This window comes from Paludisphaera soli, assembly GCF_011064595.1.
GTDB classification, from domain to species: Bacteria; Planctomycetota; Planctomycetia; order Isosphaerales; family Isosphaeraceae; genus Paludisphaera; species Paludisphaera soli.
This window is the reverse complement of sequence record NZ_JAALJI010000025.1, coordinates 1-14792: the sequence shown is the minus strand read 5'-3', so window position 1 is coordinate 14792 and position 14792 is coordinate 1. Positions and strand designations below refer to the sequence as shown.

The 14792-nt window shown below is 71.7% G+C and carries 5 protein-coding genes; all 5 read left to right on the top strand.

Features of this window, described 5'->3' with window-relative positions:
• The first annotated feature begins 19 nt into the window (after positions 1–19).
• The 5 genes from G6O68_RS24505 (at position 20) to G6O68_RS24485 (ending at position 14635) form a co-directional block, all read left to right on the top strand.
• Positions 20–2239, top strand: coding sequence for a fused MFS/spermidine synthase (locus G6O68_RS24505; RefSeq protein WP_165251293.1), 2220 nt, complete (start codon positions 20–22; stop codon positions 2237–2239).
• 689 nt (positions 2240–2928) lie between these two features.
• Entirely contained in the window at positions 2929–5457 is a 2529-nt protein-coding gene (locus tag G6O68_RS24500) for a PSD1 and planctomycete cytochrome C domain-containing protein (RefSeq protein WP_165251292.1), read from the top strand.
• A gap of 403 nt (positions 5458–5860) precedes the next feature.
• Positions 5861–7324: a DUF1501 domain-containing protein gene (locus G6O68_RS24495; protein ID WP_165251291.1), complete on the top strand. Its 1464-nt coding sequence runs from the start codon at positions 5861–5863 to the stop codon at positions 7322–7324.
• A 155-nt stretch (positions 7325–7479) separates the two neighbouring features.
• The gene (locus tag G6O68_RS24490) at positions 7480–10053 is read left to right on the top strand and encodes a spermine/spermidine synthase domain-containing protein (protein ID WP_165251290.1); all 2574 of its coding nucleotides are present in this window, start codon (positions 7480–7482) and stop codon (positions 10051–10053) included.
• A gap of 148 nt (positions 10054–10201) precedes the next feature.
• A complete protein-coding gene (locus G6O68_RS24485; RefSeq protein WP_165251289.1) occupies positions 10202–14635 on the top strand; it encodes a PVC-type heme-binding CxxCH protein in 4434 nt (1477 codons plus the stop codon).
• Positions 14636–14792: the final 157 nt, after the last annotated feature.

The following is a 14792-nucleotide window of genomic DNA, read 5'->3' as shown; positions in this document are numbered from 1 at the left end:
CGGCCGACGGCGAGGGGTCATGAAGACGAAGGGCTTGATCGGGCTGTTCGGGGCTGCCGTGCTGGGGGCCTCGGCGCTCCTGTTCGCGGTCCAGCCGATGGTGGGCAAGATGCTGCTGCCGGCCTTCGGCGGGACGCCGGGGGTCTGGAACGCGTGCATGCTGTTCTTCCAGGCCGCGCTCCTGGCCGGCTACGCCTACGCACACGCCAGCACATCCCGGCTGGGCGTCCGGGGCCAGGCCGCGCTGCACGGGCTGCTCACGGTCGCGGCCCTCGCCTTCCTGCCGATCCGGCTCCCGGTCGAGGGCCCTTCGACCTCGGACGCCGGCGCGGGGCCGGGGCTCTGGCTGTTCGCCAGGCTGGCCGCCTCGGCCGGGCTGCCGCTGGTGCTGATCGCGGCGACCTCCCCCCTGCTCCAGCGCTGGTTCTCACTGACGGCCGACGCCGAAGGCCGGCCCGCGCGCGACCCGTTCGCCCTCTACGCCGCGAGCTGCGCCGGGAACCTGGCGGCGCTGGCGGCGTACCCGCTCCTGATCGAGCCGCTGTCGACGCTGGCCTGGCAGACGCGGGCCTGGGCGGTCGGGTTCGGGGCCTCGTCGGCGTTGACGCTCGCCTGCGCCGCGACCGCCTGGCGGTCCGGCGGGCCGGCGGTCGAACGTCGCGCCCCCCCCGTCGCGGCCGGCGACCTCCTCCGCTGGGTGGCCCTGGCGGCGCTCCCCGCGCTCTGGCTCCTGGCCCTGACGACCCACCTGACGACCGACCTGGCCCCGATGCCGCTCCTCTGGACGATCCCGCTGGGGGTGTACCTGGTCACCTACATCCTGGCGTTCGCGGGCGTGGGAGGGCGCTGGACCAGGACGCTGGGGCCGACCTTCCCCTGGCTGGCGGCGGCCCTGGCGCTGGTGCTGGGGGCGGGGTTCGTCCACCTGGCCTGGGCCCCGCTGCACCTGGCGACGTTCTTCGTCGGGGCCCTGATCGCCCACCATCGGCTGGCGGAGTCGCGCCCGGACGCCCGTCGGCTGACGGCGTTCTACCTGGCGATCGGCCTGGGTGGGGTCCTGGGGAGCCTGTTTTGCGCGATCCTGGCCCCCCTGCTGTTCGACCGGATGGTGGAGTATCCCCTGGCCCTGTTCCTCGCCTGCCTGGCGTTCGCGGCGCGGCCGGGGGGCGAGCGGGGACGGAGCCCGGCCCGCGAGGCGGCGATCCCGGCGGTCGTGGCGGGGACGGGCGGGCTGCTGACCCGGCTGGACCTGGGGGAATCGGCCCTGGGCGCGATCGCTTTGGTCCTGGCGACGGGGCTGGGGGTCCTGGCGGTCTGGAAGGCCGGGGCCCGCCCCTTGCGGTTCGCCCTGACGATCGGCGCCGTGCTGCTGGCCGGGGGCCTGGCGCCCGACCGGGGGGGCGAGGTCGTCCGCCGAGGCCGGAACTTCTTCGGGGCGCTCCGGGTCCTGGAGGACGCCGGGAGTCGTTCCCGTCGCCTGATGCACGGCAGCACCCTGCACGGCCAGCAGAGCCTGGACCCGATTCTCCGCGAGGAGCCCTCGACCTATTTCACGCGGTCGGGGCCGATCGGCGGGCTGCTGAATTCCGGCGCGTTCGGCCTGGACCGTCCCGAGGCGAAGGTGGCGGTCGTCGGCCTGGGCACGGGGACCCTGGCCTGCTACGCCCGGCCGGGGCAGGACTGGACGTTCTACGAGATCGACCCCGCCGTGGCCCGGGTCGCCGAGGACCCCTCCTGTTTCACCTACCTGGCCGACGCCCGCCGCCGAGGGGCCGAGGTGTCGGTCGTCGAGGGGGACGCCCGCCTCCGCCTGGCCGCCGGGGCGCAGGGGGGCTTCGCCCTGATCGTGCTGGACGCCTTCAGCTCCGACGCCGTGCCCGTCCATCTGCTCTCCCGCGAGGCCCTCGCCCTGTACCGGAGCCGCCTGGCCCCGGGGGGCTTGCTGGCCTTCAACATCACCAACCGCTACCTGGACCTGGAACCCCTGATGGCCCGCCAGGCCGCCGACGCCGGCCTCGCCTGCCGGGTCCGGTACGACCTGGACGCCCCCCCTGACGCCCGAGCGATCGGCTGGCAGCCCTCGATCTGGGCCGTGATGATCGAGCCCGGGACCGAACCTCCTCCGGAGCCCTGGCTGGCCTCCCGAATCCGTGCCGGATCCTCCCCCTGGACCGATGACTACTCCGACCTCGCCTCCTACCTGATCCTGGGCCGCCGCCGCTCGGCCCCAACCCCATGAGGGCCACAAACCGCCCCGCCGGAGATCGGCTTCGATTGGGTTCGTTCGCGCGCCGCGGCGAACGAGGCCGTCGGACGCAAGTCTCATCTTGGTAATGCTTTGGAGTTGGATTGTGCGGCTGGGAGATTGGGTTCGTTCGGCGCGCTTCGTGGTGGTTTTCTTGACCCTCCTCCCTCAATACCAACGGCACGGGATCTCTAGGAGAGGGCCGAACTCGGGTGCCACGGGTTCGAGAACCCGTGGATCGGCGTCGGGCCGCTCCCGAGCCTTCGCCGAGATCCCCGGCCGGTCCACGGGCTCGGAGAACCCGTGGCACCCGAAGGTCCCGCCTCGCGATCTGGTGGCGTTGAGTGAGGAGTGTCGTTTTCTTCGCCGCTGGATCCTGGGAAGGCTTGCCGGTCCAGTCGACGCTAGGGTCGTCCAGCGCGGAGCCTCCCCTACCCCCACAATGCGACATTTCGCGCGGTTTCGTCGGCGGACGGGGACGTGACGGTCGCGAGCCTGGGTGACGGCCGGATTCTCCGGGATTCGGTCACGATTCGGTTTGCGAACGATCGAAGTAGCTTCGGGATCGGGCATGGGCTAGGATGGACCCCATTGAACAGGTGTTGGACATCGCATCGAAACCGGCCGGACCTCTCCCTCCGGGCGCCGGGATCGTCGGAAATCTCCCCGGGGGCTTTCGCCGCATGGGTGCCGTTCCGAGGACGCTGACGCGTGGGCTGGGGCTGGGGGCGATCGCGGCCCTGATGGTCGCGATCTCGACCCCGCCGGGGCGCGCGGGCGAGGGGGACGCCGCCGACCCCCGGGCCGAGGCCGATCGGGTCCGGTTCTTCGAGCAGGAAGTCCGGCCGCTCCTGGTCGCCAAGTGCCAGTCGTGCCACGGCTCCGAAAAGCAGAAGGGGGGCCTGCGGCTGGACTCGCGCGAGGCCCTGCTGCACGGCGGCGAGACCGGCCCCGTGGTCGAGCCCGGCAAGCCCGACGAGAGCCCGCTGGTCGAGGCCGTACGCTACGAAGGGCTGGAGATGCCCCCCTCGGGCAAGCTGGAGGCCGCCGAGATCGCCGCGCTGACGCGCTGGGTCGAGGCCGGCGCACCCTGGCCGGCCGGTGCCGGTGCCGACGCCGCGAAGGCCGACGCCCCCCGCCCCAAGGTCGAGAAGGCCGACGCCTCGTTCTGGTCGTTCCAGCCCCTGAAGCACGTGGCCCCGCCCGACCTGACGGGTCTCGACGGCACCCCCTGGGAATCCTGGGCGCGGAACCCGATCGACGCCTTCGTCCTGAAAGGGCTGCTCGAAGCCGGGCTGACCCCCGCGCCCGAGGCGTCGAAGGGATCACTCATCCGCCGCCTGACGTTCGACCTGACCGGTCTGCCGCCGACCCCCGAGGAGGTCGACGCGTTCCTCGCCGACGACGCGGCCGACGCGTATGAGAAGCTCGTCGACCGGCTGCTGGCCTCGCCGCGATACGCCGAGCGCTGGGCCCGGCACTGGCTGGACGTGGTCCGCTACGCCGAGTCCGACGGCCACAACGCCGACGCCTACCGCCCCGAGGCCTGGCGCTACCGCGACTACGTCGTCCGCTCGTTCGACGCCGACAAGCCCTACGACCGCTTCCTGGCCGAGCAGATCGCCGGCGACGAGCTGGCGCCGGGCGACCCTGAGGCCGCGATCGCCACCGGGTTCCTGCGGCTCGGCCCTTATGAGGCCAACCAGCGGAACGTCCGGGGCCAGTGGGCCGACATCCTCAACGAGATCACCGACGTGGCGGGCGAGGCGTTCCTGGGCCTGAGCGTCGGCTGCGCCCGCTGCCACGACCACAAGTTCGACCCGATCGCCCAGGCGGATTACTACCGACTCCAGGCCTTCTTCGCCCCCATCCTGCCGGTCGACGAGGCACCGCTTTACTCCGCCGAATTCAAGGCCGATCACGACGCGAAGCTCGCCGCCTGGGAGCGGGCCACGGCCGACGTCCGCGCGAAGCTCGCCGAGCTGGAGAAGCCGGCCCGCGACAAGCTGGAGCGCGACATCGTCTCCAAGTTCACGCCCGACCTCCAGGCGATGCTGTTCCAGCCCGACTCCGAGCTGTCCCCCTACGACGTCCAGATCAAGGCCCTGGCCTACCGCCAGCTTGCCCTGGAGCAGACGAAGGTGACTGAGGCGACGATCGCCAAGGACGACCGCCCGCGCTGGAAGGAGCTGACCGCCGAGCTGAAGAAGCACGACGCGATCAAGCCCGCGCCGCTGCCGGTCGCCCTGGGCGTCCGGGACGTGGGGCCCGAACCGCCGCCGACCGCGATCCCCGGCGGCCGCAAGACGCCGACGGTCGTCCAGCCGGGCTTCCCGTCGGTCCTCGACCCGTCGCCGGCGGCCATCGAGCGTCCCGCCGCCGCGCCGGGGTCGACCGGCAGGCGGCTGGCGCTGGCCGCCTGGCTGAACCGCCCGGACAACCCGCTCTCGACGCGGGTGGTGGTGAACCGGGTCTGGCAGGACCATTTCGGCCGGGGGCTGGTGGCGACCTCGAACGACTTCGGCAAGCTCGGCGAGGCCCCGTCGCACCCCGAGCTGCTGGACTGGCTGGCGCGCCGGTTCGTGGCCGACGGCCGCCGGTTCAAGGCCTTGCATCGGCTGATGGTGACGTCGACGACCTACCGCCAGTCGGCCTTCCGGCCCGAGAGCGAGGTCGAGGCCGCGCGGCTGGTCGACCCGGCGAACCGCCTGTTGTGGAAGCGTCCGGTGATGCGGCTGGAGGCCGAGGAGGTCCGCGACGCGATGCTCGCCGCCTCGGGCGAGCTGGCCCCGACGCGCGGCGGGCCGGCCGCCGACGCCGCCGCGACTCCCCGACGGTCGATTGACTGCAAGGTGGTCCGCAACCGCCGCGACCCGATCCTCGACGCCTTCGACGCCCCCGACGGCTTCAACAGCACGGGCCTGCGCAACACCACCACGACCGTCACCCAGACGCTCCAGATGATCAACGGCCCCTGGGCCCTCGCCCGCGCGAAGGCCTTCGCCGCCCGCCTCGACCGCCTCACGGTTGACGGCGAGACCCGCGATCGGGACCGGATCGCCCTGGCCTACCGCCTGGCCGCCGGCCGCGAGCCCGAGGCCGACGAACTGGCCGACGCCCTGGCGTTCCTCGGGCGGGCCGACAAGACGGAGGCCCTCGCGGACTTCTGCCACGTGTTGTTGAATTCCAGCGAGTTTTTGTATGTGGATTGAATCCTGGTGAGCGAGGAGGCGACGGTTTGCGTTTCTTCCCTTCCCCCCTGGTGGGGGAAGGTGGCCCGTAGGGCCGGATGAGGGGGACCATCAAGGCGGACGGCGCGAGGACGCGACGACCCTTCGATCCGCCTCCCCATCCGCCGGCGGGGCGTCTGACTTCAGGGGAGAAGGACGGTAAGCGACCGAACATCGAGGAAGAGCACGAGGGCGAGCGACGGCTTTCCCAGGCACCCCCCTCATCCGGCCTTCGGCCACCTTCCCCCACGAGGGGGGAAGGACGATTCGCGACGGCCGGCCTGGTCGATTCTCCGGCGGTGCTTGTGCTCGTCCCCCCCTCATCCGGCCCTTCGGGCCACCTTCCCCCGCCAGGGGGGAAGGAATTTTTGGAGACGGAACCATCATGACCCCGCGCGACCCGAGCCCGATCGTCCCGCACAGCACGACGCCCCTCTCGCGGCGGGACTGGCTGCTCCAGGCCGCCGGGGGGTTCGGCGCGCTGCCGTTGCTGGACCTGCTGGCGCGGGAGTCGAACGCGGGAGCGGCGGCGGCGAACGTCGCCATCCCCGGCGCGCCGGCGAGCGCCCCCTGGACGCACGAGCCGAAGGCCAAGAGCGTCATCTTCCTGTTCATGGAAGGGGGGCCGAGCCAGATGGACCTGTTCGACCCCAAGCCGCTCCTGAACGAGCTGGCCGGCAAGCCGATCCCCGCCAGCTTCAAGCCGGTCATCACGCCGATGGGCGAGTTCTACTCGCCGATCCTCCCCTCGAAGCGCAAGTGGAAGCGCCACGGCGAGAGCGGCGCGTGGGTCAGCGACTGGCTGCCGCACACCGCCGAGTGCGTGGACGACCTGGCGATCATCCGGTCGTGCTGGGCCGACGGCCTGAACCACGTCAACGGCGTCTGCCAGATGAACACCGGGTCCACCCGCAGCGGCCGGCCCTCGCTGGGGAGCTGGGTCAGCTACGGCCTGGGGACCGAGAATCAGGACCTCCCCGGGTACGTCGTCCTGCAGGACTACCCCAAGTCGCTCGTCGCCGGCGGCCCCCGCAACTGGGGCACCGGCTTCATGCCCGCGCTCTACCAGGGGACGCGGATCAACAGTGGCGACGAGCCGATCGCCCACCTCCGCCCCCCTTCGACCATCGACGACGCCCGCCAGCGGGCGAAGCTCGGGCTCCTGGAACGCCTGAACCGCCGCCACCAGGACGCCCGCCCCGACCAGACCGAGCTGGACGCCCGCATCAAGAGCTACGAGCTGGCCTTTCGCATGCAGGCCGAGGCCCCCGAGGCCGTCGACCTGGCGCGGGAGTCGGCCGAGACGCTGGCCCTCTACGGCGTGGACGACCCGGTCACGGAGAGCATGGGCCGCAACTGCCTTCTCGCCCGCCGACTGGTCGAGCGCGGGGTGCGGTTCGTGCAGCTCTACTGCGGCGCCGGCTCCAAGTGGGACGCCCACCAGGACATCGAGGGGAACCACGGCAAGAACTGCCTGGCCAGCGACAAGCCGGTCGCCGGCCTGCTGAAGGACCTCAAGCGGCGCGGGCTGCTGGATTCCACCCTGGTCGTCTGGGGGGGCGAGTTCGGCCGCACGCCGATGTCCGAGAAGGGGGACGGCCGCGACCACAACGCCAACGGCTTCACGATGTGGATGGCCGGCGGCGGGATCAAGCCCGGGATCACCCTGGGCAAGACCGACGAGGCCGGCCTGCACGCGATCGAGGACCGGCTGCACGTCCACGACCTGCACGCCACGATCCTCCACTGCCTGGGCGCCGACCACACGCGGCTCATCTACCGCCACCAGGGCCGCCCCGAACGGCCGACCGTCAACGAAGGCCAGGTCTGCACCAAGCTGCTGGCCTGACCCGACCCGGCCAGGTGAAGTCAAGCCGGCGAGACGCGTCGCGCCTCGCCGCCGGCCGCCGGAAGTGGAATCCGGCCCGACTCGTCCCCAGTCAACGGAGTGCACCGGCGGGACCGACTCGCGGCGCTCCCCCTCGTTTCGGAGTCGACCGCGCGATGTCGCTCACGGCCACCGCTCTCTCTCCCGCTCCCGATCCCGCCGTCGCGGGGTCGTCGTCCCGGCGGTCCCTCCCCGCGATGCTCCTGCTGTTCGTCGCCAGCGGCTGCGCGGCGATGATTTACGAGGTCGTCTGGCTCCAACTGCTCCAGCTGGTGATCGGCTCCACGGCGGTCTCGCTCGGCGTCCTGCTGGGGACGTTCATGGGGGGCATGGGCGCGGGGAGCCTGCTGCTGCCGCGCCTGGTGTCTCCCCGCCGCGACCCCTTGAAGGTCTACGCGGCGTTGGAGCTGGCCATCGGCGCGATGGGGCTGCTGGTGCTGCTCGGCCTGCCGCACGTCGAGCGGCTCTATCTCCTCTACACCGGATACGGCGCGCCCGACGTCCTGCTGCGCGGGGTCGTGGCCGGGATCTGCCTGCTGCCGCCGACGCTCTTGATGGGCGCGACGCTGCCGGCCGTGGCGCGGCGGGTGAAGTCGGACCCTGAGGGGGTGGCCTGGCTCGGCTTCTTCTACGGCGGCAACCTCGCCGGGGCCGTCTTCGGCTGCCTGCTGGCCGGCTTCTACCTGCTCCGCGTGCACGACGCGGCGACGGCCACCTACGTCGCCGTCGCCCTCAACGCGGCCGTGGCCTTGATCGCGCTGGCGCTGCCTTCCTCAACGCGCGCGAACGAGGCCGAGGTCGAAGTCGAAGAGGAGGCCGGCCCGGCCGTCGGCGTGCGGTCGGTCTACCTGGCGATCGGGCTTTCGGGGGCGTCGGCGCTGGGGGCCGAGGTGGCCTGGACGCGCCTGCTCTCCTTGATGCTGGGGGCGACGGTCTACACGTTCTCGCTGATCCTGGCGGTCTTCCTGATCGGCCTGGGGATCGGCAGCGCCGCGGGGGCTGTGGCGGCGCGTCGGGCGTCGTCGGCGAGGGTCGCGCTGGGGGTCTGCCAGTGGATGCTGGCGGCGGCGATCGCCTGGGCGGCGTTCATGATCTCGGGGTCGTTGCCGTACTGGCCGGTGATGCCAGAGCTGGCGCCGAGCCCCTGGTACATGTTCCAGCTCGACATGGCTCGCTGCCTGTGGGCCGTCCTGCCGCCGGCCTGCCTGTGGGGGGCGAGCTTCCCCCTGGCGCTGGCGGCGGCGGCCTCGCCGGGGCAGGACGCCGGCCGGCTGGTGGGACGGGTCTACGCGGCGAATACGGTCGGCGCCCTGCTCGGCGCGCTGGCCTTCAGCCTGCTGATGGTCCCCGCCGTCGGGACGGCCGGCGCGGAGCGCGTGCTCGTCGGCCTGGCGGCGGCGTCCGGACTGGTGGTCCTGGCGCCGCTGGTGCGTCCGACCGGCGGGGCGCTTCGGCCGGGGCTGGCGGCGGGCCTGGCGTTGGCGACGGCCGGGGCCGGGCTGGCGGCCTGGGCGTTGCCGCCGGTGCCCTGGCAGGTCGTCGCGTTCGGCCGGCAGACCACCAGCGTGCTCTCGCAGGCCGCGCCGGGGATCGTCAGCGAGGTCCCCGAGGAGCGCGGCGAGCACGACATCTTCTGCACCTACGTCGGCGAGGGGGCGAACGTCTCGGTCGCCGTCACCACCTCGCCCGACGGCGAGCGCAGCTTCCACGGCGCGGGGAAGGTGCAGGCCTCCACCCGCGCTGTCGACATGCGACTCCAGCGGATGCTCGGCCACCTGCCGCCGCTCCTGCACAAGAAGCCGGAATCGGTCCTGGTCGTGGCGTGCGGCGCGGGGGTGACCGCCGGGTCGTTCGTGCTCCACCCGGACGTGAAGCGGATCGTCATCTGCGACATCGAGCCCCTGGTGCCGACCGTCGTGGCCCCCATGTTCGGCGCGGAGAACTACCACGTCGTCGACGGCATCGCCCGCCAGAACCCGCACATGGTCAACGGCAAGGAGGTCGAGGTCGTCTACGACGACGGCCGCCACTTCCTCAACACCACCCGCGAGAAGTTCGACGTCATCACGTCCGACCCGATCGACCCCTGGGTCAAGGGCTGCGCCGCGCTCAACACGGTGGAATATTATCAGATGTGCCGCGATCACCTGAATCCGGGCGGCAGCGTGAGCCTCTGGATCCCGCTGTACGAGAGCGACGTGGAGACGGCCAGGAGCGTCATCGCCACATTCTTCCAGGTCTTCCCCAACGGCATCCTCTGGAGCAACGACCGCGAGGGGATCACCTACGACGCCGTGCTCTACGGCCAGGTGGAACCCACCGTCGTGGACCTCGACGAACTCCAGGCGAAGCTCGACCGCCCGGACCACGCGCCGGTGAAGCTCTCGCTCCGCGAGGTCGGCTTCGGCCAGGGCCGCGTGGACGGCCTGGAGGAAGGCGTCGACCTGATCTCCCGCTACGCCGGCCAGGCCCCGATGCTGAAGGAATGGATGGAAGGCGCCCAGATCAACACCGACCGCAACCTGCGCCTCCAGTACCTCGCCGGCATGTCGGTGAACTCGATGCTCGACCAGCGCATCCTCGGCGGAATCCGCAAATACTACCGCTTCCCCGACCAGACCTTCGTCGGCTCGCCCGAACGCATCGAGACGCTGAAGCAACTCCGCCTCAGCCCCACCCGCTGGGAGTGACGTCGCGGCGCTCGACCGCCGGGCGGGGGGCGGATCGTTGACGCGGGCCTGGGACGGGCGGAGAATCTTCGGGACTCTCCGCCCGGTCCGAGCGGAACCCGATCCGCGCGGAAATCCCCACCGCGACATCCCACCGGAGGCCTCCCCGATGCGGCCCTACCTCCTCGCCTGCCTCGCGATCCTGGCGACGGCCCTCGGCGCGGCTATCGCCGACGACGACGGCGCGCTGAGCGTCCACAAGCGGTCTCGAAAGCCGGCCGCGAGCGACCCGGCGGCCTTCGAGGTCGTCGCGTCGACGGCGTCATGGGACCCGTCGAAGACCGCGCTGATCGTCTGCGACATGTGGGACGACCACTGGTGCAAAGGGGCGACCCGACGCTGCGGCGAACTGGCGCCGGTGCTGAATCAGGTGGTCGCCGACGCTCGGGCCAAGGGCGTCCTCATCGTCCACTCCCCCAGCGGCTGCATGGACGCCTACAAGGACCATCCGGCCCGGCTGCGGGCGAAGGCCGCCCCGAAGGCGGACGACCTGCCGGCCGACATCGGCGCCTGGTGCTACAAAATCCCGGCCGAGGAGCGCGGCGCCTACCCCATCGACCAGTCCGACGGCGGCTGCGACTGCGGGCCCCGCTGCGTCGAGCGCAACGCCTGGAAGACCCAGGATCCCCGGATCGAGATCCGCGACGAGGACGCCATCAGCGACTCCGGCGAGGAGGTCTGGAACCTGCTGGCGAGCCGGGGCGTCGAGCACGTCATGCTGACGGGCGTTCATACGAACATGTGCGTCCTCGGTCGCCCGTTCGGCCTCCGCAACCTCGCGAAGAACGGCAAGGACGTGGTGCTGGTTCGCGACCTGACCGACACCATGTACAATTCGCGGCGGCCCCCCTACGTCTCCCACTTCGAAGGGACGAACCGGATCGTCGAGCACATCGAGAAGTTCGTCTGCCCGACGATCGTCTCGACCGACCTGACCGGCCGACCGGCCTTCGCGTTCCGGCCCGACGACCGCCCTCGCGCCGTGTTCGTGATCGGCGACGACGAGTACAAGACCGCCGAGACGCTCCCCACGTTCGCCGCGGCCGAGCTGGAGCCGAACGGCGTGCGCTGCACGTTCGTCATCGCCGACCCGAAGGCCCCGGACGATTTCCCCGGCGTCGAGGCGCTCGACGACGCCGACCTCCTGTTCGTAAGCGCCCGCCGCCGGGCCCCGACGGATGCTCAGATGAAGATCATCCGCGGCTACGTCGAGTCGGGGAGGCCGGTCGTCGGCATCCGCACGGCCAGCCACGCCTTCGACACGAAGGGCAAGGCCCCCGCCGGCCACGCCGAGTGGACGACGTTCGACCCCGACGTGCTCGGCGGCCACTACACGGGCCATCACGCGAACGGCGTGGAGCCGACCATCAGCCTCGCGCCCGAGGCGAAGGGGCACGCGATCCTCGATGGCGTGGAGCCCGGCTTCCGCAGCCCCGGATCGCTCTACAAGTCGAGCCCGCTCGCGGCGACGACCATCCCCATGCTCACCGGCGCGATCGAGGGCCACCCCGCCGAGCCGGTCGCCTGGATCAACCTGAAGGGGAATTCGCGCGTCTTCTACACGTCGCTCGGCGACCCCGGCGACTTCGAGACGCCCGCCTTCCGACGCCTCCTCCGCAACGCGGTCTTCTGGGCGCTGGACCGCCCCGCGCCCGGCGCCGAGGCCGCCCCTCGCACGTCGTTCGAGGTCCCCGACGACCTGGCCGTCGATCTGGTGATGTCCGAGCCGGCCGTCCGCCAACCCCTGAACCTGACCTTCGACGAGCGCGGACGGCTGTGGGTCGTGCAGTACGCCCAGTATCCCCACCCCGCCGGCTTGAAGATGCTCAGCCGCGACGGCGTCTGGCGGGTGGCGTACGACAAGGTCCCCACCGCGCCGCCCAACCACGTCCGCGGCCTCGATCGCATCACCATCCACGAGGACGTCGACGGCGACGGGACGTACGACCGCCAGAAGACCTTCGTCGAGGGCCTGAACCTGGCGACCGCCGTGGCGCGCGGCCGCGGCGGGGTTTGGATCCTGAACCCGCCCTATCTCCTGTTCTACCCCGATCGCGACGGCGACGACGCGCCCGACGGCGATCCCGAGGTGCACCTGCAAGGCTTCGGCCTGGAGGACACCCACTCGGTCGTCAACAGCCTGACCTGGGGCCCTGACGGTTGGCTCTACGCGGCGCAGGGGAGCACGGTGACGGGCCGGGTGTCGCGCCCGGGGAGTGACGACGAGCCGGTTCGCTCGCTGGGCCAGCAGATCTGGCGGTATCACCCCGAGCGGCGGCTTTATGAGGTCTTCGCCGAGGGGGGCGGCAACGCGTTCGGCGTCGAGGTCGACGCCAGGGGACGGATCTACTCCGGCCATAACGGCGGCGACACGCGAGGTTTCGCCTACGTCCAGGGGGGCTATTTCCAGAAGGGCTTCGACAAGCACGGGCCGCTCTCCAACCCCTACGCCTTTGGGTATTTCCCGGCCATGACCCACGGCCGCGTCCCCCGGTTCACGCACGACTTCGCCATCTATGAAGGGGGCCGGTTCCCGGAGAAGTACCGCGGGCTCCTGTTCGGCGTCGCGCCGATCCTCAATCATGTGGTCATGAGCGAGCTTTCGCCCGAAGGCTCGACGTTCAAGACCCGCGACGTCGGGTTCGCCATGGCGACGAAGGACGAGCGGTTCCGGCCGGTCGACGTCACCCTCGGCCCGGACGGCTTCCTCTACGTCGCCGACTGGCACGACTCCTACGTCAACCACCAGCGCAACAACGAGGGGCTTGTGGACGTGGACACCGGCCGGATCTACCGCATCCGCCCGGCCGACGCGAAGCCCGGCGGCTCGCTCCCGGACCTGGGTCGGATGACTTCGTCCGAGTTGGTCAGGAAGCTCGACGACCCCAACCGCTGGGTCCGCCAGACGGCGCTGCGGCTGATCGGCGATCGCAAGGATGCGAGCCTCGCACCGGGGCTTCGGCGTCGGATGGAGACGACGACCGGCCAGGCCGCGCTCGAATCGCTCTGGGCGTTGAACCTCGTCGGCGGGCTCGACGATCCGAGCACGCTGGCCGCCCTTCGTCACGACGACCCGTTCGTCCGCGCCTGGGCCGTCCGGCTGGCCTGCGACGACGGCGAGGTCGCGCCCGAGGTCGCCTCGGCCCTGGTGGCGATGGCCGGCGCCGAACCTCGGGTGGAGGTCCGCAGCCAACTCGCCTCGTCCGCGAGGCGCCTCCCCGCTCGGGACGCGTTGGCGATCGTGCGCAAGTTGATGGATCGCGCCGAGGACGTGTCCGATCCCCACTTCCCGCTCCTGATCTGGTGGGCGATCGAGGCGAAGGTGGGGAGCGACCCGGAGGCGGTCCTGGCGCTCTTCGGCGACCGAGCCGCGTGGGAGGCTCCGATCGCCGTCTCGACGATTCAGGAACGGCTGATGCGACGGTTCGCCGCCGCCGGGGGCCGCAAGGACCTGGACGCGTGCGTCCGGCTGCTGGAGGCCGCGCCGGGGCCGGAGCACGTCGCCCGGCTGATGACCGGGCTGGAGGCCGCTTACCTCGGGCGTTCGACCGCGGGCCTCCCCCCCGCGCTGGCCGATTCGCTGGAGAAGCACGGCGGCTCCTCGATCGTCCTGGGCCTCCGCCGCGCGAAGCCCGAGGCCGTCGCCGAGGCCCTCCGCACCCTGGCCGACCCAGGCGGCGACCGCGAGAAGCAGCTCCAGTACCTCCGCGTGCTGGGCGAGGTCCGCGTCGATTCGTGCCGGGAGGCCATCCTGGCCGTCGCCCGCGATTCGGCCGTCAATCCGCTGCGATCGGCGGCGCTGTCGGCGCTGGCGGTCTACGACGACCCGGCGATCGCCGAGGAAATCCTGAAGATGTACGCGACGCTCCCCGACGACGTGCTGGCCTCGGCCTGGAGCCTGCTGGCCACGCGCCGGCCCTGGGCGGCGACCTTCCTCGCCGCGGCGGCCGACGGCCGGGTCGACGCCCGCACCGTCCCGCGCGAGGTCGTCGCGCGGTTCCGCGACCTGAAGGATCCGAAGGTCGACGAGCTGGCCGCCCGCGCGTTCGGCCCGGCCCCTTCCGAATCGGCGTCGGGCGCGAAGGAGCGGATCGCCCGGCTGGCCGGCGTCGCCCGCGCCGGCGGCGGGACGCCCAAGGCGGGCCGGGCCGTGTTCCAGGAGCGCTGCGAGCGCTGCCACACGCTGTTCGGCAAAGGAGGGAACGTCGGCCCCGAGCTGACGACGTACCGCCGCGACGACCTCGATTCGATGCTGCTGGCCGTCGTCGACCCCTCGGCCGAGGTCCGCGAAGGGTACGTCGCCTACACCCTGGCCACCACCGACGGCCGCGTCCTGGCCGGCGTGCGCGCCGACGAGGACCCCCGCGTCATCGTCCTCCGCACGGCCGAAGGCGAGGAGCGCACGTTCGCCCGCGAGGACGTCGAGGCCTTCGAGCCCTCGAAGACCTCCATCATGCCCGCCGGACTGCTCGACGACCTCAGCGACGATCAGGTCCGCGACCTGTTCTCGTATCTGCGGGTGAGCCAGCCGATCATCGACTGAGATGGAGGCCCCGTTCTGGTCGGCTAAAGCGAGGCCGGTGCCATCGCCTGGCCGACTCGCCCTGACCTCTGCGGACCCAAGATCGGCCCCCGATTCCTCGAGTCATGCTGGAAACCAGAGTGGCCGAGGCGGAAGGCCGGCGGGACGCATGGGCCTA

Excerpts from the sequence above, each read along its gene's own strand:
- G6O68_RS24490 (WP_165251290.1), top strand. The coding sequence starts at position 7,480 with ATGTCGCTCACGGCCACCGCTCTCTCTCCCGCTCCCGATCCCGCCGTC.
- G6O68_RS24485 (WP_165251289.1), top strand. The coding sequence starts at position 10,202 with ATGCGGCCCTACCTCCTCGCCTGCCTCGCGATCCTGGCGACGGCCCTC.
- G6O68_RS24495 (WP_165251291.1), top strand. The coding sequence starts at position 5,861 with ATGACCCCGCGCGACCCGAGCCCGATCGTCCCGCACAGCACGACGCCC.
- G6O68_RS24500 (WP_165251292.1), top strand. The coding sequence starts at position 2,929 with ATGGGTGCCGTTCCGAGGACGCTGACGCGTGGGCTGGGGCTGGGGGCG.
- G6O68_RS24505 (WP_165251293.1), top strand. The coding sequence starts at position 20 with ATGAAGACGAAGGGCTTGATCGGGCTGTTCGGGGCTGCCGTGCTGGGG.